Consider the following 20,304-nt stretch of genomic DNA (forward strand, 5'->3'; position numbering starts at 1 on the left):
CGAGGTGGCGGCGGTCGCGGTGACGGCGGGCAGCGCGGTGACGGCGGCCAGCGGGGTCGTGGAGAGGGCGGACAGCGCGGCGGTGGCGCACGCCGCCCGGCCCCCTCGGGCGCCATGGCCGAAGCCCTCCGCAAGGTCGGCCTGACCGGAGACGACCGCGGCTCGAAGTGACTTTCAGTCGCGCAGCTGTCGGATCCAACTGAGTCTGATCAGGTGCCGCGTGCCGGTCCGGTCCGTCACGTGATGCGGCGGCGGGTGAAGCCGAACAGCCCACCCGCCGCCAGCACCGCCGCGATCAGCACCAACACTGCGAGAGGGCTGACGGACAGCGCGGCGGCGGGCAGCTTCGGGACGTTGATGAATGGCGAGGCGTAGGCGATCGAGGGATTCATCCCCGGCACTTGCGCGATCAAGAAGACCAGGACGTTGAGCACGAGAATGGTCCAGGCGCCCGCGGTGGCGGCCCGTGGTGTCACGCCGTACAGAACACCGGTTATCCCGATCATGACCCAGACCGCGGGCGCGTAAGCCAGCGCGGCGGCCGGCATCCGCGCCAGCTCCCCCGGCACATCGCCGCTCGCCAGGCCGTAGGTGAGTCCGGTGGCCAGGCCCAGGACGGCGAGTAGGGCGGCCGAGCCCATGGCCGCGATGAGCAGATGGCCGCCCAGCCACCGAACGCGACCGACTGGGGCGGCCAGCATTGGTTCAGCCCGTCCGGACGCCTCCTCAGCGTGTGGCCGAAGCGCCGCCAGTACGCCGTAGGCTCCCGCGGCGAGCGCCAGGATGTACACGAAGAGGGCGAAGACGCCGTCCACCGGCCGGCCCTCGCCGCCAAGATAGGTGATCAGTTCCTGGAGCTGCTCGCTCTGGCCCGCTTGCTTCGTGACGCTCAGCGCGATACCGCCCAGGGCGAACCCGGCGCAGCAGAAGCCGACGGCCCAACCCGCAAGGCCGGTCCGATGCTGCCGCCAGGCGAGGGAGAACGGACCGCGCAGGCTGTCGGACGCGGTAGCCGGGCCCTCGCGGGACGCGATCAGACCTCCGCCGATGTCCCGGCGCGCTGACAGCGCGATGGCCACGCCGGCGAGGACCGCCGTGGCGATCACGGGGAGCAGCAGGACCCACCATCGTTCCCCGGCGAACGGCCGGACCCGGTGCGCCCAGCCGAACGGCGACAGCCAGGACAGAGGGGAGTCGCCGCCACCGGCATCACCGACCGCGCGCAACACGTACGCGACGGCCAGCACGATGAGAGCCATCCCGCGGGCGGAACCCGCGCCGACCGACAGCTGAGCGGTGACCGCGCCGACCCCGGCGAAGAACAGTCCCATGCTCGCGATGGCCCCTCCCAGCGCGAGCGCTCCGGCGAGCGGAAGACCGAGCCGGGCCAGCGCCACCGCCGTCAGCAGACCCGCCAGACAGCTTGCCGCCACGGTGACCAGCAGCGCCGCGGCCAGCTGAGCGTGGCGGCCGAACGGCGTGGAGCCGAGCAGCTCGCGGCGGCCGGTCTCCTCTTCGGTCCTGGTGTGCCTGATGACCATGAGCAGGCCGGCCAGCGCCGCGCCGAGCAGGCTTCGCACGCCGACCTGCCAGCTGATGATCGCGCCGCTGGTCGAGCCGAAGATCGGCCCGACCAGCGCGAGTTCCATCGGATTGCCCGCGACCCCGTCGGCCCACTCCTGCCGGTCGGCCGCCGAGGAGTACAACCCGATGACACCGGCCGCGGTGCTCGAAGTGATCGCGGCGAGACCGAGAATCCACACCGGGAGCAGGATCCGGTCCCTGCGCAGGATGAGCCGTACGGCGGACCACGTCCCGGCGAACGCGGATTCGGCGAAGGACGCGTGGCGGGGCACAAGGAGGGGGGCGGTGCTCATCGTGCCGCTCCAACCTGATCCGCCGGCCCGCCGGAGGAGCGGTCGTAGTGGCGCATGAACAGCTCCTCCAGCGTCGGAGGCGCGCAGGCGAGGGAGCGAATGCCGAACCGATGCAGGTATCCCATCGCATGGTCCAGTTCGGCGGTGTCGACGGCCAGGGTGGCCTTGGTTCCGTTCACCGACGGATCGTGCACACCGGGAAGGTCGGCCAGGCCGCTCAGCGGGGTGGCGGTCTCAACGGTGATGCTGGTCCGGGTCAGGTGGCGCAGTTCGGCCAGGGTGCCGTGTTCGACGGTCCGGCCAGCGCGCACGATGCTGACCCGGTCGCACAGGGCCTCCACCTCGGCCAGGATGTGGCTGGAGAGCAGGACCGTTTTGCCCGCCTGCTTGGCCTCCAGCACGCACTCCTGGAACACCGCCTCCATCAGCGGGTCCAGACCGGATGTGGGTTCGTCCATGATGTAGAGCGGCACGTCAGAAGCGAACGCGGCGATCAGCGCCACCTTCTGCCTGTTGCCCTTGGAGTAGGTGCGGCTCTTCTTCTTCGGATCGAGGCCGAACCGATCCAGCAGCTCGGCGCGGCGAGCCTGGTCGACACCGCCGCGCAGGCGGCCGAACAGGTCGATCACCTCACCACCGGTCAGGTTCGGCCACAGGTTCACATCGCCGGGAACGTAGGCCAGATTGCGGTGCAACGCCACCGCGCTCTCCCAGGGGTCGGCGCCGAACAGGCGAACGCCGCCGGAGTCGGCGCGCAGCAGGCCCAGCAGAACACGAACCGTGGTGGTCTTCCCGGCGCCGTTGGGGCCGAGGAAGCCGTGCACCTCGCCAGGCGCGACATTCAGCTCCAGCCCGTCCAGAACCGTTGCCCGGCCGAATCGCTTCACTAAGCCGGAAACCGCGATCACATTCGTCGTCATGACCGCTCTCCTCTGCGGTAGGCCTCCCAGCGACGGATCATCTCGTCGCCGTACTCCTTCTCCATGAAGCCGAGGAAGTCAGCGAACTCCTGCAGCCGTTCCTGTCGCGCCGGGTCACCGGAGACCAGCTTCATGCCACGCCGGGTCAAGTCCTTGCCGGTGGTCAGAAAGCCCAGCCGGGCCTGGGCGATCTGCAGCCAGCCGCCCTCTTTGAGCCGGTAGTGGTGCTGCCGCGATCCCGGAGCGGGCACCCGCTCGACGAAGCCGGCCTGCTGCATCTGGCGTACCACCGTGCTGATCGACGCCTTGCTGGCCTGCAACACGGTGGCCAGTTCGGTGATCGACCGCTCTGGGGGATCGCTGATCAGCAACCACCCGAACATCCGGCCTGCCGTACGGCTGCCGCCGGCGGTCTCGAAGAACAGGCCGAAGTGGTCCACGAACTCGAGCTCATCCTGTGTCGGCATCCTGCCTCCGTGGAAGTTTCGTACGTTCAGTTCATACTGAACGTACGTAACATATCAGAGTGGAACCGGCGCCTGTCCAGCCCTCGTGTCGAACCCGCGTGTGCGCTCCCGTCGCCAGGGGTCGCCCGCCGTCGGGGTGGGTCCGCTGCCAGCGCAACCTTGGCGAACCAGACGGACCCACTGGGGCGATACGGTCGGAGGGTGAGCACATCTGCGTACACCACGGCGATCACCCAGGCCCGCGACCTGCTCAGGTGGCGCTCACCACTGCGCACCGAGCTCTGGGCGGCCCGGCTCACGGCCACGCTGCGCCCGGCGGAGGTCCAGCCGCTCGTACGACAGCTCACCGAAGACGGCAGCCCGGAGGCGCGGCTCACCCTCGCCGCCCTGGCCACCGTGGAGCCCGCGGCTCTGGAAGCAGTGGAGACCGCCCCGGACGACGTCGAGACCGCGATTCTGGGCGATGAGGCGGAGCGAAGCGCCGCCGGACAGACGGCCGCGCGGGAGCCGGTAGGAGATAAGACGCTTCGGGAGACGCTGCGTGAGGCCGGGAGGGAGGCCGCGCGGGGACTGCCCGAGTGGGTCGGGCGAATGGGGCAGGTGGAGTGCGAGCAGGCGTGGTACGGCAAGGCCGACCGCTACGGCGAGCAGACCCTGGCCGCCCTGCGCTTCCGCTACCCCGACGACAAGGAACCGCACGTCCTGATCGTCGGCATCGACCAGGTCAACGGCGGGCTGGCGGTCGACGCGACAGTCGAGGAGCCGAAGTTTCTTGACGATCTGGACCTGCGACCGGCGGATCCGGCGGTGGTGGCGGGGCGGGTGCTGGACGCGTTCGAGATGACCGACCTCGTCATGGGGGCACCGATCGCCGAGAGCCTGCCCGCCGTCCGCCCACTGGCGCTCGCCCGTGCGCAGACCGTCCCCGATCCGGTACGGCAGGCGCCCGATGACACCTTGTCCCGGTTCCTGGATCTGCCAGACCTGCCGGGAGCGCAGGAGGCGTTCGAGCAACTGGTCGAGTTCGTGGGCGATCGGCCCCTGTGGTGGAGTCCGGCCCGGGTCTCACGGTTCCTCACCTCCTGGTTGCCGCGCGAGGCGATCCTGACGGACGCGGCTGTCTCCGCCATGCCCGAGGTGGTCCGCGCCTGGAGCCGCTTCCACGGCGCCGAGCCGGAGGTGCTCCAGCAGATCGAGGCCGACGCGCCGCGCCTGCCCGCGCTGATGGCCGACGAGTCACTGGCGGGCCTCCGCAAACGCATCGCCCAAAGCGAACGATGACGCCGGGCTACGGCCTGGGCTCATCATTTGGCTACTTTTCGCCGGCCAGGCTTAGCTGAATGGCCCGTAAATACGCGGAGGACAGGCAGCTTCAACGCGAGGCGAGTGCTCGTCGCGCTGCATTGATCACGTTGTGCGCGTCGGCACCGTACACCGCGGACTCCTGGAGCGTCTTCCAGATGCGCAGGTAGGTCTCGACGCTGCTCGCATCGTCGAGCCACAGTTCGGCATGCCATGTTTCGGTGACTACTTGGCGATCGTCGTAGATCCAGAAGCCGACTCCGGGCGGGATCTTCAGCGAGGCACTCAGTGGCACGATGCCCAGCTCTACGGTGTCCATACCGATGACACCCATGAGGCGGTCAAGCTGCATGGCGAGTACTGAAGGCGGGCAGATCAGGGCGCGAAGCACTGGTTCCCAGAGGATGATGTGATAACGCCTGCCTCCATTGTAGAGAAGCTCTTGTCGTTTCATCCGAGACCGGACGGCTTCCTCGGTATCCCGCGGCGATTTGTGCAGTTCGGCGAAGCGAGTGAGCACGGCGCGTGCATAGTCGGGCGTCTGAAGAATGCCGACAATCCATGAGGACTCCCACGCGCGCAGCACTGCGGCATTCGCCTGTGCCTCGTTGTGTACGTCCTGGACGGGCCTGTGACCTGCGGAGAGCTGGCGGCGCCAAGACCTGATATGCGACTCGAATCCTCGTAGTTTGGCGAGCAGTTCGTCATACGTCGCGGGCTGTCCACACGCGTCTACCCACACCCGCAGATCGTCGGGGGTGGGAGTCTGCTTGCCGTTCTCCAGCCGACTGACCTTGGACTTGTTCCATCCGTGCTTCTCGGCGAGTTGTGCACCGGTGAGCCGACCTCCAGGAGCTGAGAGCCTGATCTCCCGAAGCCGAGCGCCTAAGGCTTCGCGCGCTACCTGATAGTCGGTGCTCACTGGTGTTTCCGCTATTCCTTCGCGGTCATCCTCGCCGCGAACTCCTTGTAGGGAACCGCGTAGTGCTGTGCGATGTCACGCAGTCGGTTGTACTGATTGACGGCCGCCGGCTCGGTGATCAGTTCGGCGCCCGTGAGGTTGTCGCCGTCGTCGAAGAGGCACAGGGCGACGATGTGGGAGTCGAAGATCCAGAAATCTTCGTCCGGGAGGTACACGCGCTCGGCATCCGCGCGCCACATGTTGCGAACATCCTCGCCCAGGGCAGCGTTCTTCGCCGCGTGCGCGAGAAGGTACAGCTGTCCGATGGTGGGCGGGTTGTCGACGATGCGCACCCGGCCGACGGCCGCGCCGTCCTCGGTCTTCGCGCGGATGGTGGTGCTCCACGGGGTGGTGAGGTCCCAAGTGGGCGTCTCACCTCGTACGAACTGGGCGTAGGTCTCGGTGGCTTCGTCGGAGGCGTAGCGTGCGCGCACCTCCAGATGCCATGCGCTGTGCTGGAAGTTCTTGAAGAGACGGGCGAATCGCTCCGGGTCGAGGATGCGTGGCTGGGTGTCCCGGTCGCGCGGACCGAAATCGATCAGCGTGTTGCGCGGCACCACAATGGGGATCTCGTCCTCGTCGAGGTGCTGAAGCTGGGCGATGACGTCGGGGTCGGTAAGTCGCGGTCCGTGGACGATGATCTCGCCCGTATCGAGGTCTTCATGCACGGCGGGACAGCCGCCCTCACCGGAGCCGGAGCCATTGAAGCGCAGTCGACGTGCCATGACCCGTTCCTTTCGGCGGAGACTGATCTCTCAAGGTTCCGCGAGGCGGGTGCTCCGTGTCCGAGCTTCCATCGTCCTGCGTCAACAACATCGCTCAACTTCGCGGAGCCGTCAAGCAACTTCGCGCAACCTCCATGGTGGCTCCCGGGCGGCTCTTCCTACCGTTCCCGGCATGGACAGTCATGGGACCACGATTGCCGCCCGGGTACCGTACGTCGTCGCCTACAACAAGGAGACCGTCGCGCTCGACCTGGTCGTCATCCACGACGTGTGGGCGCTGAGCGGGCGGCGATTGTCCTACACCGATCCCCGGGCAGACGATTGGAACCTGTCCGTGCTGTGGGCCCGGCAGAAGTGCGATCGGCGTGGGAAGGTCAACTACCAGGAGATGCACACACTCCGGCAGCGGGCATGCATGCTGCACCGACTGTGCCAGGTGTGCGAAGGTCCCGCGCTGGATCCCGGTACCGGGCGCCTGTCCTGGGTTTTCCACGAGAAGACGCACGCCACGACCGGCCGCCTCAGCAAGCCACCGACATGCATGCGGTGCATCCCCGAGGCGCTGGACGCGTGCCCGCGTCTCCAGCACCAGGCCCACGTCTACACCTCGCCCGACTACAAACCATGGGGAGTGAAAGGAATCGTCGTCTCCCCTTCCGGTCCGCCGACTCTCCACGACGTTCCACTGACCGACCGCCACACGCTGGAATACACCCTCGCCAGAGCTCTGATCGTGCGCGTATCGGACCTGCGGCCCGAGATGGCCCAGAACGACCGGTAACCACATGCGGGCCGCGCCCTTCTCAGAGGGCGAGACAAACGGGTGCTGCCCAGCAAGTCCGCTACCTGCGGCAAGTCGCGGCAGTGACGACGAACATCACCATCTACAACTGGAGTAGTAGGTACGGGCGGCTATGCTGCGCACTGGACGTTTTACCGCCGCCCCCGCACGGGCGTCTCAAGGGAGATCAACGTAATGTACAAGGAGTTCGCCGCAGAGGCCGTGGTCTGGCTCGTCCCGGTCGTGGTCCTCATCGGCCTCGCTCTGATGGTCACCTCCTGACGGTCAGGGGCCGGACCGGGTGCGACCCCTGGCGTCCTGGTCAGCGGTAGTACTCGGAGTGCACGACCGTGGTGACGTCACGGTCGAAGCGGATCCCGCCGTCGAGCCACCGGTTCCACATGTTCGAGAGCGTACGGGTTCTGACGGTGCATGACCCCCAGCGGGTGCGTTTGGCACGGATGGTGCCGACGTAGTCGTAGCAGGACCCGACCTTCTTGCCGTTGACCTTGAGCCGGGCGTTCAGGCTGACGGCATAGAGGGTTTTGCGGGAGATGTTGGTGATCCGCACCTTGACCAGGCACGTGTCCTTGCATCGGCCAAAGTAGATCTTGTACTTGACCAGGTGCGGCTTGGCGGTGCTGGAGAGGGTGGCCGTCGGACCCGCGGCCACCCCGACAAAAGCGGAAGCCCCCGTGAAAGCGGCCACCCTCGTGAAGGCGGGTGCCGGAGAAGCGGCGTCCCCAGCGGCCGGTGCCACAAGCACCGCCACCACCGTGGCCGCTAAGAAGAAGACGACGAGACCCTTGACCATGTGCCCCCATAGCGTCAACATGCCGCCGCTTCCGCCCGTCGAAAACCGTCGAAAGCCATTGAAAGCGGCATCAGGGTCCCGATTAACCGTCAGGAAAATGACCGAGTCAATCGGCCTTCCGACCACACCCCTATTACCTCTCGTATTACCTCTCGTCACGAAGCCCAGGCGAGCAATGGACGCAGCTGTCGCAGGCGTTTCAGCGCCTGTTTCTCCAGTTGCCTGATGCGCTCTCTGGTGAGCCCGAGACGATCCGCGATTTCGGTATAGCTGCGGGCTTCATTGCCCGCCAGGCCGTACCTGAGTCTGAGGACGAATGCCTCTCGCGGCGGGAGCGAGGTGAGCACCTGGTGCAGTTCGGCGTTGAACGCGCGGCGCTCCGTGAACTCCTGCACCTGGAGACCGTCCTCGTCGGGGATCATGTCGCCGATGCTCCCCTCGCCGTTCTCGCCGACGGGCACGTCCAGGCTGACCGTCTCCTGGGCGAGCCGCCGTAGCACGGCGACGTGGCGGAGCGAGCGTTCCGCGGCCTTGGCGAGCTCCGCCTCCCGGGGCTCGCGCCCCAGGTCGGCGGCCAGTTGCCGGGCGATTCTGCTCAGTCGCGCCAGCTCTTCGGCGACGTGCGTGGGCAGCCGTACGGTGCGGCTCTTGTCGTGGATGCCGCGCTCGATGGCCTGGCGGATCCACCACATCCCATAGGTGGAGAACTTGTAGCCACGTTTGTAGTCGAACTTCTCCACGGCCCTGATCAACCCGAGATTGCCCTCCTGGATGACGTCGAGGAGTGGGAGCCCACGAAAGGCGTAGCGTCTGGCGGCGGCCACCACCAGCCGGAGATTGGACCTGATGAGCAGGTCCTTAGCACGCTGCCCGTCGCGGCGGACGTGTTCGAGCTCCGGTGTGCCCTCGCCACGGCTGATCAGGTAGCCCGAGTAGAGCCCCGCCTCGATCCGTCGTGCCAGGTCCACTTCGTCCGCGGCGGAGAGCAATGGTGTCTTTCCGATCTGCTCCAGATACATGCCGAGCAGGTCGGGCTCTTCGGCCGACATACCAATGCGACTACCCGGTAAACGGCGGCGAACTCCCCTGTTCATTGAGTTCCGCGATGGCGAGTTCGGCGGTGGTGCGGATGTCGAAGAACTTGTCGAGGGCGGTGATCGCGAAAAGGTGCTTACACCTGCCATTCAGCCCGGAAAGCAACAGCCGGCCGCCGGAGGCGGTCACCGCCTTGTGCAGATAAACGAGCACGGAAAGCCCGGAAGAATCGCAGACGCTGACCGCCTGCATGTCGATGACGAGTAAGGGTGGCTGGGTCAGGTCGAGCGCCTTGGTGACGCGATCACGCACCTCGGCCGCGGACCCGAAGTCGAAGTCTCCCGTGAGCCTGGCGATGACACACGGTCCCTGGAGCCCGAGGCTGATCGACAAGGCCTGCTCCGAAGTCACCCAGTTCCACCTACCCGCATTGCTCGCCCGATGCCACCACTTTACGAGAAGTAGCGTCTTGGGTTGGACACCAGCATCTGCTCGATCTGATCGCCGGTCACACCCGAGTCCAGCAGTGCGGCCAAGACCTCATCGTGGATGTGATCGTAGCGCCAGTTGGGCGCCATCGTGCGTAGTGCGTCATCCCAAGACTCCACAAAGTAGTCCATAAAGCAGGCGGTGTCGTGGCTGAGGACCATCCGATCAGCGTATCCCCGCTGGCAGAGGGCGGCGATGGTGGCCACCCGGTCGGACGTCGCATTGTAGACATCCAACCCGAATCTATCCATCCCCAGCGTGGCGCCCGTGTCGGCCAGACGCATCAGGTAGTCGAGATCGTTGGTGTCGCCCGCGTGCCCGACCACGACCTTCGTCAGGTCCACGCCCTCCTTGGCGAAGAGGTCGAGCGCGGTCAGCCCGCTTTGGGTGAAGGAGTTCGTGTGGACGGTGATCGGCGCGCCGGTACGCACGTGCGCCCGCGCGACGGCCCGGCCGATCCGCTCGACCCCGGGCGTCAGGCCCTTCTGCTCGACCACGCACTTGAGGAACGCCGCTTTGACCCCGGTGTCGGCGATGCCCTCGGTGAGGTCGCGTACGAAGTCGTCGATCATCGGATCGGGCATGTCCAGGAGCAGGCCGGGGCCGCGGTAGTCGTACTGGTGAGGCAGCTCTTCGAAGCTGTAGATGCCGGTCGCGGCGATGATGTGCAGATCCGGCACTTCGGCGGCGATGCGCTGGATGCGGGGGATGTACCGTCCGAGGCCCCACACCGTCGGGTCCACGATCGTCCGCACGCCCTTCGCCGCCACCGCCTTGAGCTTGCCGATGGCGTCCGTGACCCGGAACTCCTCGTCCCACCAAGCGCCTTTGCCGTAGTTGTCGAGAAACTCGGTAGAGAGAACGAAGATGTGCTCGTGCATCAGGGTCTGACCGAGCTCATCGACGTCGACGGGACCGCGAACGGTGTTGACGGTGGGCATGAGCGCCTCCATACCGGCTGGTCGGTGCCGCCAACCTAGGCCGCCCCCTACCCCCCGTCAACAATGGACGAGCGTCGCCAGCGAGGTCTCCCTGTCACCGGGCTCTTGCGGCCGCCGGCGGTCAGGTAGTCGTGCACGAAGATCTCGGTGGGCAGCGGCAGGCCCGCCGCGAGCAGCATCGCGGGCCAGTACACCGCGTGAAAGCGGATCACGCCCTTGCCCATCAGATGGACCTTGCGCGCCCGGCACGGGTATGCCCCAGCCGCGGGCCCGGTCCGCGGCGCGCGAGACGCTTACTCCGGCGTGGGCACCACCAGCACCGGCCGGCGCGCGTGGTGCAGCACGCGGTCGGACGTGCTCCCGAGCAGCAGTGACTTCACCCCGCCCTGCCCCCGCGTCCCGGTGACGATCAACGTGGCCTCGATCTCGTTCGCCACGTCCACGATGGACGACCACACGGACAACGCGTCCGGCTCACACCGCGGCGAAGCGTCGAACCCCGCCTGTCTGGCCAGCTCCGCGCCCTGCGACGCGAGCTCTCTCATGGCCTGTCCGACGGCCTCGTCCTCGACGGGCGAATCGTCGATGGTCATCATCAGCCCGGCCGACGCCCGCGCCGAGGCCAGCGCCAGGCGTTCCCACACGGTCAGTACGACGGCGCGCGCGCCGGGCATCAGCGGGCCCGCGAAGGCGATCGCTGCCTTGGCGTCGTCGGAGCCGTCGTACGCGATCAGAATGGTCTGCTCAGTTGCTTCCATAGGCGAGCTCTTTCCAGATCAGCCCGTTTCACGCTCTGGATCCGGGTAGCCAGCGGGTATGACTGTCACACAGTTCCGGGACCTGCCTCTCGCCGACCGCGACCGCGAATGGGACGCGGCGGCGGCCGACAAGCGGGTGCGTAAGTGGGCGGACGCCGAGAAGAAGCCCGACGAGAAGTACCGCCAGGCCTTCCTCTGGTACGACAGCGACGACGCCGACGAGTTCGGCGCCTACAAGCTGCCGATCGCCGACGTCGTCGGTGGTGAGCTGAAAGTCGTCCCACGGGCCGTGATCGCCGCCGCCGCGGTCGTGGACGGCGCCAGGGGCGGGGTCAAGATCCCGCAGGGCGACATCGAGAGGGTCAAGAAGAACCTGGCCAAGTACTACGCCAAGATGGGCGACACGCCACCCTGGGAGCGCTGAACCGAAGGCTTGAGCAGCGACATCCCGGCCAGGGCCAGCACCCCGATCTCGGTGAGGACCACGACCCGCTGGGTGAGCCCGGCGGGGATGTCGTCGTTGGACAACTCGATGCCGAACATCCGCACGACGTACGGGACCACGACGAGCAGCAGCGCGCCCAGCGCCACCGCGCTCAGGACCCGTACGGCCCTGGCGTAACGGACTCGCGCGTTGGCCAGCAGCATTCCCGCGGCCGGCATCACCAGGAAGGCGGCGAAGGCGGCATATCTATGGATGCCGCCCGACAGCGAAAGCGGCACCCCCGGCCGGTCCGTGGGGAAGGCACCGATCAGGAACATGCTCCCGCCCCACGCCAGCAGCAGCAGCACGACCCAGACGCTCGCGCCCGCCCGGCGCAGCGACTCGGCGATCAGTGCCGAGCCGACCGCGAACAGCGTCAGCGAGGTCGGCAGCAGCCATCCCAAGGGCTGAAAAGCGTACTCACTGATCACGCTGTGCATGGGGTCCAGCCCCGATTCCGCGTGCAAGGTGAGCATGGCGCCGGCGCCGGTTCCGATGGCCGCGAATCCGCTGACAAGCAATGCCTTCATGCTTCAAAGGTCGTGGAATACGGGCTTCCGGAGTATCGGAGATCGACCCGAACAGGCCCTGAAGCGCCCCTTAATACCTAGGTCGTAGCACTTCGGATACCGGCCCACTGACCTGCGGGAACCCACCCCTGGGTCTAGCCCGCCGCCTCAGGGTAGGTAGGGCCAGCTATACCACCGCGGGCAGGTCGAAGTAGACCCTGATCACGGTGGCGCCCGCTCGCGTGTGCACGCGGACCAGGTCGCTGAGCAGGTTGACGATCAGCAGGCCGCGCGAACCGGGAGTGCGCGGATCGACCGGCATCCGCCCGGCCAGCGGGTCGATGATGTGGCCCGAGTCGCTGACCTCGCACACCAGCCGGTCGGCTTCGGCCCAGACCCTGATCAGCCCGGCGCCGCCGCCGTGATCGAGGCTGTTGGCGCCCAGCTCGGCGACCGTCAGGCGGATGTCGTCGAGCCTGGCCCGGCTGAACCCCAGCTCGGCGGCCCGCCCGGCGGCCAGCCCGCGCGCGGCGGCCAGGTTGGTGTGGTCGAAGCGGAGCGAGAGGAAGTCGGCGGGCTCGTCCAGCGGCTGGTTGTGCCCGTCGACGACCTTCTGGGGCGCGTAGTCGCCGCTGTGCCACTCGCCGGAGCCGTCGCGCAGCACGGGATGGGTCTGCTCGGCCTCGCGGATGACCTCGGGGTCGAGCCCGTCGAGGTCGTAGGGGCACAGGATCGTGACATGGCGCCCGGCGAAGGCGTAGTTGATCAGGGCTTCGTGCTGGGCGCAGGCGGGATATTCCGTCACCGTGCGGCCCGGCCAGATGGGCTCGCCGATGATCCGTACGTGACCGACGGGGTGGCGGTCCGCGAACTCGCGGAGCACGGCGGGGATGATGCGTCCGGGATTGCGCCCGGCGCTGGTCATGTCGAGCAGGAGCACCTCGTCGGCGTCGCGCCCCAGACCGGCCTTGATCAGGGCGAGATTCCTGGGCGGAACCGCGACGGCGACGGGCTCTCCCGAATCTAGCCCTTCGCGGACGAAAGCCGTGGTAGCCGCCACATATTCCCGATCGCCTCGATAGAAGAGTGCCGGGTGTACGAAGGGATCCGCCGCCATCACACTTCAAGCTACCTCGCCATGAGGTCTTTACGGCAATCCGTTGGGTATCCATGTGTTATGAAGAGACTCCAGATCGTCCGGCCGACGAAGCCCTCCCCCCGGCCGCTCCCTCTCGATCTGCGTACGCCCTCCGGCCGACGCCTCCCGTTCTGAAGCAGGCGAACCTATGCTCGGAACATGTCGGATTTACAGATGCGCGTCTCAGATGCGGACCGTGAGCGAAGCGCGCGAAAGCTCCAAGACGCGTTCATGGAAGGCCGTCTCACCCAGTTGGAGCTTGAGGACCGGCTCGAACTGGCCCTCACCGCGCGAACCTACGGCGATCTGGCCGACCTGACCGCCGACCTACCGGCTGACGGGCCCGCGGTGGACGGGCCCGTGGCCGACGAGGTGGTGGAACTGGAGTCCAAGAACGGCCACATCAAGCGATCAGGCGACTGGGCGGTCCCCCGCCGGCTCAAGGTCGCCTCCAAGTACGGCAGCGTCGAACTCGACCTGTCGGAGGCCGTCATCTCCCATCCGGTCGTCGAGATCGACCTCGACCTCAAGTACGGTTCGGCCAAGATCGTGCTGCCCGACGGTGCCGCGGCCGACATCGACAGGTTCCGCACGGAGTGGGGCAACACCGCGACGTCGGAGGTGCCGGGCCGGCCCCAGCCGGGCGCCCTCTATGTGGTGGTGAGCGGCCAGGCGAAGTACGGGAACCTGGCGATCCGCTATCCGCGTAAGCGCTGGTTCACCCACTGATGGAAGATCGAGATGTGGTGCTCGCTCGGCACCAGCACCCCGCCCGCCCGGTAGGCGCGTGACGACATACCGGGCTGGGTCCGCTCGCAGGCCGCGAAATCCTGCTCGTTGACCCGGTGGAACAGCTCGACCGAGAGCGACAGGTCGGCGCCGGAGGCGACCACGTCGGGGTGGTAGAGCCAGTCGCACTCCACGATCGTCCGGTCGGCCGCCAGCGGCACCATGCGATGCAGGATCACGTGGTCGGGCACCAGGTTGACGAACACCTGCGGCTTGACGGTGATCGCGTAATAGCGCCGGTCCTGCTCGGCCGACACGTCAGGCAGTTTGCCGAACCCGGGGCTCCCGTCCACGGTGAACCCCTCGGCCCGCTCGGCGAACTCCGCCCCGTGGCCCACGTAATACTGCGCGGCGTAGCCGCCCGCGAACTCGGGCAGCACGGCCGTCAGCTCCGGGTGGATCGTGGCGCAGTGGTAGCACTCCATGAAGTTCTCGACGATGAGCTTCCAGTTGGCCTTGACGTCGTACACGATGCGGCGCCCGAGGTCGAGCTTGTCGACGTGGTAGTGCTCGATCGCCGCCGGATCACCCAGGCGCTCGGTGGCCGCGCTCGTCACCGTCTCCTCGAACGACGGCGGCTCGTCGGCCAGGCAGACCCAGGCGTAGCCGAGCCACTCACGCAGGCTCACCGGGATCAGCCCGTACTCCACCCGGTCGATGTCGGGCATCTTCGCCAGGTTGGGCGCGGCGGCGAGGCGGCCGTCCAGGTCGTACGACCAGGCGTGGTAGGCGCACCTGATCGTCCGCCTGACCTCGCCCGTCTCCTCCAGGCAGAGGCGGGCGCCGCGGTGCCGGCAGACGTTGAGGAAGGCGCGCAGCTCGCCGTCGCGGCCGCGGACCACGAGCACGCTCTCTCTTCCGACCTGGACCGTCCTGAACGTCCCCGGCCGGGTCAGTTCGCCGGACCGGACCGCGCAGAACCAGAGGCTCTCGAAGATCTTGGCCTGCTCTTCGGCGAAGGTCGCGGGGTCGGTATAGGCGTGGCCCGGCAGCGTGGAGATCAAGCTCGATGTGGTCAACCGGCACCCCTTGTTGCGTATTACGCACCGAGTTGCTCTATATGCGACATCGTCTGGTCGGCCTCAGAAGCTGTCAAGAGTTGGGCGCCCGCTTTACAACGACTTGATACTGATGGTGCTAGTGGGGTGCAAGCACCTGTCAAGGATTACTCCATAATGTCGATTCGTCGCTAAACGCAACGAAGGGCACGGAAATGACACCCCCTCGTCGTCGCATCGCCATCGCGATCGCGACGCTTTCTCTTGCCGGCCTCACCACCGCCTGTGGTGCCATCGGCAACGCTGTGGACTGCAACCAGATGGGCAGCGAAGTCACGAAGATCATGACTGACTTCAACGGAAGCATGACCTCGGCCGCGACCGATCCCAAGGCCTTCGAGAAGGCCGGCGATGAGGCCGCCGCCAAGGTGAAGACCCTGGCCGGCAAGTACGACGGCGACCTCGCCGCCGCGCTCAATGACCTTGCCACCGGGCTCGACGGCATCAAGATCGACGCCAAGGATCCCACCGGCTCGATGGACTCTGTCCAGAAGTTGCAGAGCTTCGTAACGAAGATCCAGAGCGCCTGCACCTGACGCTTGTGTCGGCATGCCGCACCGGCCGCGGGGGGCGGCTCGGCGCGGCGGCCTTGTCGCGTTCGCGGTCCAGGGGGAACTTTTCCGCGAACGCGATCAGGGGGAATCGGTCTACGCTTGCTGCCCGTGACGGGGGAAGCTCTGGCAGCGGGCGCTGCCCGTTGGACGGCCCGGATCACGCCGAACCGCCTGCGCGTCGGGCTGATCGCCGTGGTCTCGGCCGCCGTCTACGTCGTACTCGGCCTGGTCAAGCTGGCCACCTATCGCGCCAGCACGTTCGATCTGGTGATCGTGGACCAGGCCGTGCGCAACTACGCGCACTTCCGGCCGCCGTACATCCCGATGGTCGGCGCCTTCCACGACCGGGGGCTGGACTACCTCCAGCTCGCCGACCACTTCTCGCCCATCTACGCGCTGCTGGCGCCCTTCTACTGGATCCATGACGGCCCGGCCTCGCTGATCGTGGCGCAGGCGCTGCTGTTCGCCGCCGCGATCCCGTTCATCTGGCTGTTCACCAGGCGGATGCTGGGCACCGCCCCGGCCTACCTGGTCGCCGTGGCCTACGCGCTGTCGTGGCCCGTCGCGCAGGCGATCGCGTTCGACGCGCACGAGGTGATGTTCGTCCCGCTGCTCACCGCGATCATGATCGAGCGCTACCACGCGGGGCGGCTGCTGCCCGCCTTCGCGGCGATGGGCGCGCTCCTCCTGGTCAAGGAGGACATGGGCCTCACGGTGATCGGCTTCGGCCTCTACCTCTTCCTCACCGGCGACAGGTTCCGTGGGATGTGCTGCGCGGCGATCGGCCTCGGCGGGGTCATGCTCACCCGGGGCGCGCTCATTTCGCTGCTCGGCGGCCAGAGCCAGGACTTCTGGGCCTACGGCCACCTGGGGCCCGACGCGCCGAGCGCGATCCTGACGCTGCTGCGCGACCCGCTGAACGCCCTGCTGCTGCCGTTCAGCGAGGAGACCAAGGTCGACACGCTGTTCCTGCTGGCCTGGCCGACGCTGCTGCTCTGCCTGCTGTCGCCGCTGTCGCTGGTCGCGCTGCCGCACGTGCTCGAACGCATGCTGTCGGACCGCGAGCCGTGGTGGCGGGCCGACTTCCAGTACAACGCCTTCACCGTGGTGATCCTGCTCCTCGCGGGGGTCGACGGGCTGTCCAGGCTGCTGCACCGGGTCAAGCGCGCCGACGACCGCTCGCTCAAGCTGGCCTGGTCGGCGGGCGCGCTCGTGGTCGCGCTCACCCTGGTGCCGAAGTTCGCCCTGGACCAGCTCTACCATCCGGCCTTCTACAAGGCGGAGGAGATCAGGACCGAATCGGCCGCCGCGGCGGTGGCCGCGGTGCCCACGGGCGTCACCGTGGAGGCCGCCAACTCGCTCGGCCCGGCCCTGACCTCCCGCACCACCGTCCTCCTCTGGACCGGGCAGCCGCGCGGCGCCGCGTGGGTGGCGGCCGACACGGCCCGCTGGCAGTACCCGTTCGGCTCCCCTGACGATCAGCGCGCCCAGGTGGACCGGCTGGTGACCGAGGGATACACGAAGGTGTTCGACCGCGATGGTTATGTGGTGCTACGCCGTACATGACCCGGTCGGCTTATCCGATGGCCTCCGCGTACGCCCGGTCGAAGCCCGCCAGGACGGTCGGCCAGGTGCCCGCCGACGGAGGGACGGCGCGGTTGTGAGCGATCATGCGCTGCCGCAGCTCGGGATCCGTGGCCAGGCGGGCCACGGCGGCGGCCAGGTCGCCCAGACTGCGGCCGAGCAGCCCCTCCGTGCCGTGCCGGACGAAGTCGGCCACCCCGCTCTGCGCCCGCGCCACCACGGGAAGCCCGGCGGCGCGGGCCTCCAGCGCGGCGATCCCGAACGACTCGCGTGGCGCCGGCGCCACGAACACGTCGGCCGACTCCAGCACCTTGGCGATCTGCTCGCGGGTGTAGCGTCCCGGCAGCGAGACCCAGCCCGTCATGCCGTGCCTGGCCAGGTAACGCTCCATCTGGGCGCGCGCCGGGCCGTCGCCGATCACCGTGGCGCGCAGCGGAATGCCCGCGGGGACCCGGGAACGGACCATGTCGAGCAGCTTGAGCAGCCGGACCGGCTGCTTGCGCGGCGCCAGACGGCCCACGGCCACGATGTGCACCTCCTCGCGCGGCTCCGGCGGCGACCCGGAGAACAACCGCCAGCCCGACAGGTCGAGGCCGTTGGACACCACGTGCACGGGCACCCCCTCCCCCGCGACCGACCGGATCGGGGCCGCCGCCGCGTTGCTGACCGTGGTGGCCACCAGCCCCCAGCTCTGCCAGCCGTAGACCAGGCGCAGCAACCGGTAGACGCCGCGCGTGACGGGATCCCACATGCTGTGCACGGTCACGACGCAGGGAATCGCGGCCCGTTTCGCGGCCCGCACCCCCATCCAGGCGAACGGCGAGACCGCGCCCATGTGGACGTGCACCACGTCGGGCCGCGAGGAGGTCAGCCGCCGCGTGAGATGTCCCACTCCGAACGGGTGGACCGGCAGGTCGAAGGGCATTTTGGCGACGATCCTGTGTACACCGGGCAGCGCCTCTCCTTTGGTCGCGGTCGCCACATCGACGGCGTGGCCGGCCTCGCGCTGCGTACGCACGAGGTCGGCGACCTGAACCTCGATCCCCCCGAGTCGCGGCAGGTAACAGTCACTCACGTGAAAGATCCGCACCCCTCCCAGACTAATCTGGGCGTTGTGCCTCCACGTACCGCTGTGTTCTTCCACGCCCATCCCGACGACGAGGCCCTGCTGACGGCCGGCACGATGGCGATGCTCGCGGCCGAGGGACACCGCGTGGTCCTCGTGGTGGCGACCGCCGGCGAGCGCGGCCTGGCCGAGATGGGCCCGGGCGAGGAGTTGCGCGCGACCCGCCTGAAGGAGCTGTACGAGTCGGCGGCCCTGCTCGGCTGCGCCCGCGTCGAGTGCCTCGGCTACGGCGACTCGGGCCTGAGCCCGCAGGGCGGCAGCGCCGAAGAGCGGCCCGACGACGCCTTCATCGACGCAGACTCCGAGAAGGCCGCCGGAAAGCTGGCCGCCATCCTGGAGGAAGAGCAGGCGGACCTGCTGTCGATCTACGATCCGGCGGGCGGCTACGGCCATCCCGACCACGTCCAGGTGCACCGGGTGGGGCGGCGGGCGGCGGAGATCGCGGGCACGGCGGTCGTGCTGGAGGCGACGGTCAACCGCGACCCGCTGGTCAGGCTGCTGAAGCTGGCGGGGAAGTTCTACCGGTTCCCGCCCGAGTTCGACGTACGGACCTTCGAGAGCGCCTACTCGGCGAGTGAGACGATCACCCACCGGGTAAATGTCCGGAAATATGCGAAACAGAAGCGGGCGTCCATGTCCGCGCACGCCTCCCAGGCGACCGGCGGCGACAGCGACCGCACGCTGGCCGTGATGCTCAAGGTGCCCGGCCCGCTCTACCGGCTCGTCTTCGGCACCGAGTGGTACGTACGGCGTGATCTCCCACCCGGCACCCGCCTCAATCATCCTCTGGACCAATGGCCGAAATAAGTCCCCAGTATGATCCGGGCCGCCCCCGCGAGCGGCAGACTATACCCCGATGAAGAACAGATGGCTCCAGATCACGCTGTCGGCGCTCTCCCTGGCGCTGGCCCTGGCCCTCGTGGTCTACCTGCCGCAGATCGTCCACTCGCTGACCGGCAAGCCCGTGTCCTGGCGCGAGATCGGCGCGCTCTTCCACAGCCTCAGCTTCGGCACCATCGCCCTGATGACCGTGGTCTGGCTGCTGAGCCTGCTGGCCTACACCTTCGTGCTCACCAACTCGCTGCCGGGTCTCAACAACCTGCAGGCGCTCTCGCTCAACGCGGCGGGCAGCGCGGTGAGCAACCTGCTGCCGTTCGGCGGCGCGGCCGGGGTGGCGCTGACGTTCGCGATGACCAGGGGCTGGGGGTTCGCCAACCGCTCGATCGTGGTGATGACCCTGGTCAGCGGCATCTGGAACACTCTGTTCAGATTCATCCTGCCCGCCGTCGGCATCATCGCGCTGCTGGCGGCCGGCAAGGCGCCCAACCCGACGGTGGCCAAGGCCGGCTGGGTGGGCGCGGTGTCGATCCTGGCGCTCTGCCTGGTCGTGGCCGCCGCCCTCTACTGGGACCGCGCCGCCGCCCTCCTGGGCAAGGGCCTCGACTTCCTCGTACGCCTGCTCAGGCTGAAGTTCCACGCTTCCGAGGCGCTTGAGCGGCTGCGCAAGGACACCGCCGAGATCGTGAAGTCGCGCTCGATCGGCCTGTCGCTGGCCATGGTCTTCTTCCTGGGCTTCCAGTGGGCGATCATGGTCGTCTGCATGCACGCCACCGGCGCCTATCCGGGGCTGGCCCAGTCGATCGCCGTCTTCGCCCTGTCACGCGTGCTGACCAGCGCACTGGTCACCCCGAGCGGCGCGGGGATCATGGAAAGCGGCGTGGCCGCGCTGCTCTACGCCTTCGGCGTGGCACCCGCCCCGGCGACGGCGACCGCACTGCTTTTCGGCTTCTGGACTTACACTATCGAGATCCCGTTCGGCGGCCTCGCTCTAGGCGCGTGGGCGCTACTGCGCAGGCGCAACGCCAGGAACGCCGACGCGGAGCCCCCGTCCGCGATCTCGAAGGCCCCCTAGTGACAATCCCAAACCGAACAGGCGTTAATCAATCACGGCCCTTGTGCCTGATTCGGAAGCCCGCATAGCGTGGCGGCTGA

Annotated in this window: 23 protein-coding genes; 8 read left to right on the plus strand and 15 right to left on the minus strand. The window is 67.9% G+C overall.

Going from position 1 to position 20,304, the window contains the following annotated elements; translation table 11 throughout:
- Nucleotides 1-236: 236 nt before the first annotated feature.
- From ACGFJ2_RS12305 to ACGFJ2_RS12315, 3 genes are read right to left on the minus strand one after another with little or no spacing between them, the layout of a single operon-like run.
- Nucleotides 237-1,877 carry an ABC transporter permease gene (locus ACGFJ2_RS12305; RefSeq protein ID WP_393467457.1) on the minus strand — a complete coding sequence of 547 codons (1,641 nt, stop codon included), beginning with the start codon at nt 1,875-1,877 and terminating at the stop codon, nt 237-239.
- A complete protein-coding gene (locus tag ACGFJ2_RS12310) occupies nt 1,874-2,797 on the minus strand; it encodes an ATP-binding cassette domain-containing protein (RefSeq protein WP_393467460.1) in 924 nt (307 codons plus the stop codon). Before ACGFJ2_RS12310 ends, ACGFJ2_RS12305 begins: the two co-directional genes overlap by 4 nt.
- Entirely contained in the window at nt 2,794-3,264 is a 471-nt protein-coding gene (locus ACGFJ2_RS12315) for a MarR family transcriptional regulator (protein ID WP_358178131.1), read from the minus strand. The genes ACGFJ2_RS12310 and ACGFJ2_RS12315 overlap by 4 nt, the downstream gene beginning before the upstream one ends.
- 201 nt (nt 3,265-3,465) lie before the next feature.
- On the opposite strand from ACGFJ2_RS12315, the gene ACGFJ2_RS12320 reads away from it, so the two are divergent.
- Entirely contained in the window at nt 3,466-4,545 is a 1,080-nt protein-coding gene (locus tag ACGFJ2_RS12320; RefSeq protein WP_358178134.1) for a hypothetical protein, read from the plus strand.
- A gap of 91 nt (nt 4,546-4,636) precedes the next feature.
- Here ACGFJ2_RS12320 and ACGFJ2_RS12325 read toward each other — a convergent pair whose 3' ends face one another.
- Entirely contained in the window at nt 4,637-5,488 is an 852-nt protein-coding gene (locus ACGFJ2_RS12325; protein WP_393467464.1) for a helix-turn-helix domain-containing protein, read from the minus strand.
- 11 nt (nt 5,489-5,499) lie between these two features.
- Nucleotides 5,500-6,252 (minus strand): DUF6879 family protein, encoded by a 753-nt coding sequence (locus ACGFJ2_RS12330; protein ID WP_393467467.1) that lies wholly within the window; start codon nt 6,250-6,252, stop codon nt 5,500-5,502.
- A 172-nt stretch (nt 6,253-6,424) separates the two neighbouring features.
- On the opposite strand from ACGFJ2_RS12330, the gene ACGFJ2_RS12335 reads away from it, so the two are divergent.
- Nucleotides 6,425-7,033, plus strand: coding sequence for a hypothetical protein (locus tag ACGFJ2_RS12335; protein WP_393467470.1), 609 nt, complete (start codon nt 6,425-6,427; stop codon nt 7,031-7,033).
- Between the two features lie 322 nt (nt 7,034-7,355).
- Here ACGFJ2_RS12335 and ACGFJ2_RS12340 read toward each other — a convergent pair whose 3' ends face one another.
- From ACGFJ2_RS12340 to ACGFJ2_RS12365, 6 genes are all read right to left on the minus strand, one after another.
- Nucleotides 7,356-7,868 carry a hypothetical protein gene (locus ACGFJ2_RS12340; RefSeq protein WP_393467473.1) on the minus strand — a complete coding sequence of 171 codons (513 nt, stop codon included), beginning with the start codon at nt 7,866-7,868 and terminating at the stop codon, nt 7,356-7,358.
- 134 nt (nt 7,869-8,002) lie between these two features.
- Nucleotides 8,003-8,896, minus strand: a complete 894-nt coding sequence (locus tag ACGFJ2_RS12345) for a sigma-70 family RNA polymerase sigma factor (RefSeq protein WP_357955949.1) — start codon at nt 8,894-8,896, stop codon at nt 8,003-8,005.
- Between the two features lie 10 nt (nt 8,897-8,906).
- On the minus strand, nt 8,907-9,293 hold the full coding sequence (locus tag ACGFJ2_RS12350) for an STAS domain-containing protein (protein WP_357955951.1): 387 nt from the start codon (nt 9,291-9,293) through the stop codon (nt 8,907-8,909).
- A 41-nt stretch (nt 9,294-9,334) separates the two neighbouring features.
- Nucleotides 9,335-10,312, minus strand: coding sequence for a phosphotriesterase-related protein (locus tag ACGFJ2_RS12355; protein ID WP_358178149.1), 978 nt, complete (start codon nt 10,310-10,312; stop codon nt 9,335-9,337).
- 47 nt (nt 10,313-10,359) lie between these two features.
- Entirely contained in the window at nt 10,360-10,536 is a 177-nt protein-coding gene (locus ACGFJ2_RS12360; protein WP_357955955.1) for a class I tRNA ligase family protein, read from the minus strand.
- A gap of 69 nt (nt 10,537-10,605) precedes the next feature.
- Nucleotides 10,606-11,070, minus strand: coding sequence for a universal stress protein (locus tag ACGFJ2_RS12365; RefSeq protein WP_357955957.1), 465 nt, complete (start codon nt 11,068-11,070; stop codon nt 10,606-10,608).
- 58 nt (nt 11,071-11,128) lie between these two features.
- Between ACGFJ2_RS12365 and ACGFJ2_RS12370 the strand changes: the two genes are divergently transcribed.
- Nucleotides 11,129-11,494, plus strand: coding sequence for a hypothetical protein (locus ACGFJ2_RS12370; RefSeq protein ID WP_357955959.1), 366 nt, complete (start codon nt 11,129-11,131; stop codon nt 11,492-11,494).
- Here the strand turns inward: ACGFJ2_RS12370 and ACGFJ2_RS12375 are convergent.
- The gene (locus tag ACGFJ2_RS12375; RefSeq protein ID WP_357955961.1) at nt 11,455-12,084 is read right to left on the minus strand and encodes a DUF998 domain-containing protein; all 630 of its coding nucleotides are present in this window, start codon (nt 12,082-12,084) and stop codon (nt 11,455-11,457) included. The genes ACGFJ2_RS12370 and ACGFJ2_RS12375 overlap by 40 nt on opposite strands.
- Nucleotides 12,085-12,250: 166 nt before the next feature.
- A complete protein-coding gene (locus tag ACGFJ2_RS12380; RefSeq protein ID WP_357955962.1) occupies nt 12,251-13,180 on the minus strand; it encodes an anti-sigma factor RsbA family regulatory protein in 930 nt (309 codons plus the stop codon).
- 195 nt (nt 13,181-13,375) lie between these two features.
- On the opposite strand from ACGFJ2_RS12380, the gene ACGFJ2_RS12385 reads away from it, so the two are divergent.
- Nucleotides 13,376-13,930, plus strand: coding sequence for a DUF1707 domain-containing protein (locus tag ACGFJ2_RS12385; RefSeq protein ID WP_357956327.1), 555 nt, complete (start codon nt 13,376-13,378; stop codon nt 13,928-13,930).
- Here the strand turns inward: ACGFJ2_RS12385 and ACGFJ2_RS12390 are convergent.
- Nucleotides 13,900-15,009, minus strand: coding sequence for an SRPBCC family protein (locus ACGFJ2_RS12390; protein ID WP_393467480.1), 1,110 nt, complete (start codon nt 15,007-15,009; stop codon nt 13,900-13,902). The two genes, ACGFJ2_RS12385 and ACGFJ2_RS12390, sit on opposite strands and share 31 nt — an antisense overlap.
- A gap of 194 nt (nt 15,010-15,203) precedes the next feature.
- On the opposite strand from ACGFJ2_RS12390, the gene ACGFJ2_RS12395 reads away from it, so the two are divergent.
- Nucleotides 15,204-15,584, plus strand: coding sequence for a hypothetical protein (locus ACGFJ2_RS12395; RefSeq protein ID WP_357955966.1), 381 nt, complete (start codon nt 15,204-15,206; stop codon nt 15,582-15,584).
- 126 nt (nt 15,585-15,710) lie between these two features.
- On the plus strand, nt 15,711-17,168 hold the full coding sequence (locus ACGFJ2_RS12400) for a DUF2079 domain-containing protein (RefSeq protein ID WP_393467483.1): 1,458 nt from the start codon (nt 15,711-15,713) through the stop codon (nt 17,166-17,168).
- A gap of 10 nt (nt 17,169-17,178) precedes the next feature.
- On the opposite strand, the gene ACGFJ2_RS12405 is transcribed toward ACGFJ2_RS12400, so the two are convergent.
- Nucleotides 17,179-18,261: a glycosyltransferase family 4 protein gene (locus tag ACGFJ2_RS12405; protein WP_358178158.1), complete on the minus strand. Its 1,083-nt coding sequence runs from the start codon at nt 18,259-18,261 to the stop codon at nt 17,179-17,181.
- 39 nt (nt 18,262-18,300) lie between these two features.
- Here ACGFJ2_RS12405 and ACGFJ2_RS12410 point away from each other — a divergent pair, with 39 nt between their 5' ends.
- Nucleotides 18,301-19,119 carry a PIG-L family deacetylase gene (locus tag ACGFJ2_RS12410; protein ID WP_357955972.1) on the plus strand — a complete coding sequence of 273 codons (819 nt, stop codon included), beginning with the start codon at nt 18,301-18,303 and terminating at the stop codon, nt 19,117-19,119.
- A 49-nt stretch (nt 19,120-19,168) separates the two neighbouring features.
- Nucleotides 19,169-20,224 carry a lysylphosphatidylglycerol synthase domain-containing protein gene (locus ACGFJ2_RS12415; protein WP_357955974.1) on the plus strand — a complete coding sequence of 352 codons (1,056 nt, stop codon included), beginning with the start codon at nt 19,169-19,171 and terminating at the stop codon, nt 20,222-20,224.
- Nucleotides 20,225-20,304: the final 80 nt, after the last annotated feature.

The sequence above is a fragment of the Nonomuraea sp. NPDC049028 genome, from assembly GCF_043197735.1.
Taxonomy (GTDB): domain Bacteria; phylum Actinomycetota; class Actinomycetes; order Streptosporangiales; family Streptosporangiaceae; genus Nonomuraea.

Bases quoted from the DNA above. Each gene is read 5' to 3' on its own strand.
- ACGFJ2_RS12305 (WP_393467457.1), bottom strand. From the start codon at position 1,877: ATGAGCACCGCCCCCCTCCTTGTGCCCCGCCACGCGTCCTTCGCCGAA.
- ACGFJ2_RS12310 (WP_393467460.1), bottom strand. From the start codon at position 2,797: ATGACGACGAATGTGATCGCGGTTTCCGGCTTAGTGAAGCGATTCGGC.
- ACGFJ2_RS12315 (WP_358178131.1), bottom strand. From the start codon at position 3,264: ATGCCGACACAGGATGAGCTCGAGTTCGTGGACCACTTCGGCCTGTTC.
- ACGFJ2_RS12330 (WP_393467467.1), bottom strand. From the start codon at position 6,252: ATGGCACGTCGACTGCGCTTCAATGGCTCCGGCTCCGGTGAGGGCGGC.
- ACGFJ2_RS12335 (WP_393467470.1), top strand. From the start codon at position 6,425: ATGGACAGTCATGGGACCACGATTGCCGCCCGGGTACCGTACGTCGTC.
- ACGFJ2_RS12340 (WP_393467473.1), bottom strand. From the start codon at position 7,868: ATGTTGACGCTATGGGGGCACATGGTCAAGGGTCTCGTCGTCTTCTTC.
- ACGFJ2_RS12345 (WP_357955949.1), bottom strand. From the start codon at position 8,896: ATGTCGGCCGAAGAGCCCGACCTGCTCGGCATGTATCTGGAGCAGATC.
- ACGFJ2_RS12355 (WP_358178149.1), bottom strand. From the start codon at position 10,312: ATGCCCACCGTCAACACCGTTCGCGGTCCCGTCGACGTCGATGAGCTC.
- ACGFJ2_RS12360 (WP_357955955.1), bottom strand. From the start codon at position 10,536: ATGGGCAAGGGCGTGATCCGCTTTCACGCGGTGTACTGGCCCGCGATG.
- ACGFJ2_RS12365 (WP_357955957.1), bottom strand. From the start codon at position 11,070: ATGGAAGCAACTGAGCAGACCATTCTGATCGCGTACGACGGCTCCGAC.
- ACGFJ2_RS12370 (WP_357955959.1), top strand. From the start codon at position 11,129: ATGACTGTCACACAGTTCCGGGACCTGCCTCTCGCCGACCGCGACCGC.
- ACGFJ2_RS12375 (WP_357955961.1), bottom strand. From the start codon at position 12,084: ATGAAGGCATTGCTTGTCAGCGGATTCGCGGCCATCGGAACCGGCGCC.
- ACGFJ2_RS12380 (WP_357955962.1), bottom strand. From the start codon at position 13,180: ATGGCGGCGGATCCCTTCGTACACCCGGCACTCTTCTATCGAGGCGAT.
- ACGFJ2_RS12385 (WP_357956327.1), top strand. From the start codon at position 13,376: ATGCGCGTCTCAGATGCGGACCGTGAGCGAAGCGCGCGAAAGCTCCAA.
- ACGFJ2_RS12395 (WP_357955966.1), top strand. From the start codon at position 15,204: ATGACACCCCCTCGTCGTCGCATCGCCATCGCGATCGCGACGCTTTCT.
- ACGFJ2_RS12415 (WP_357955974.1), top strand. From the start codon at position 19,169: ATGAAGAACAGATGGCTCCAGATCACGCTGTCGGCGCTCTCCCTGGCG.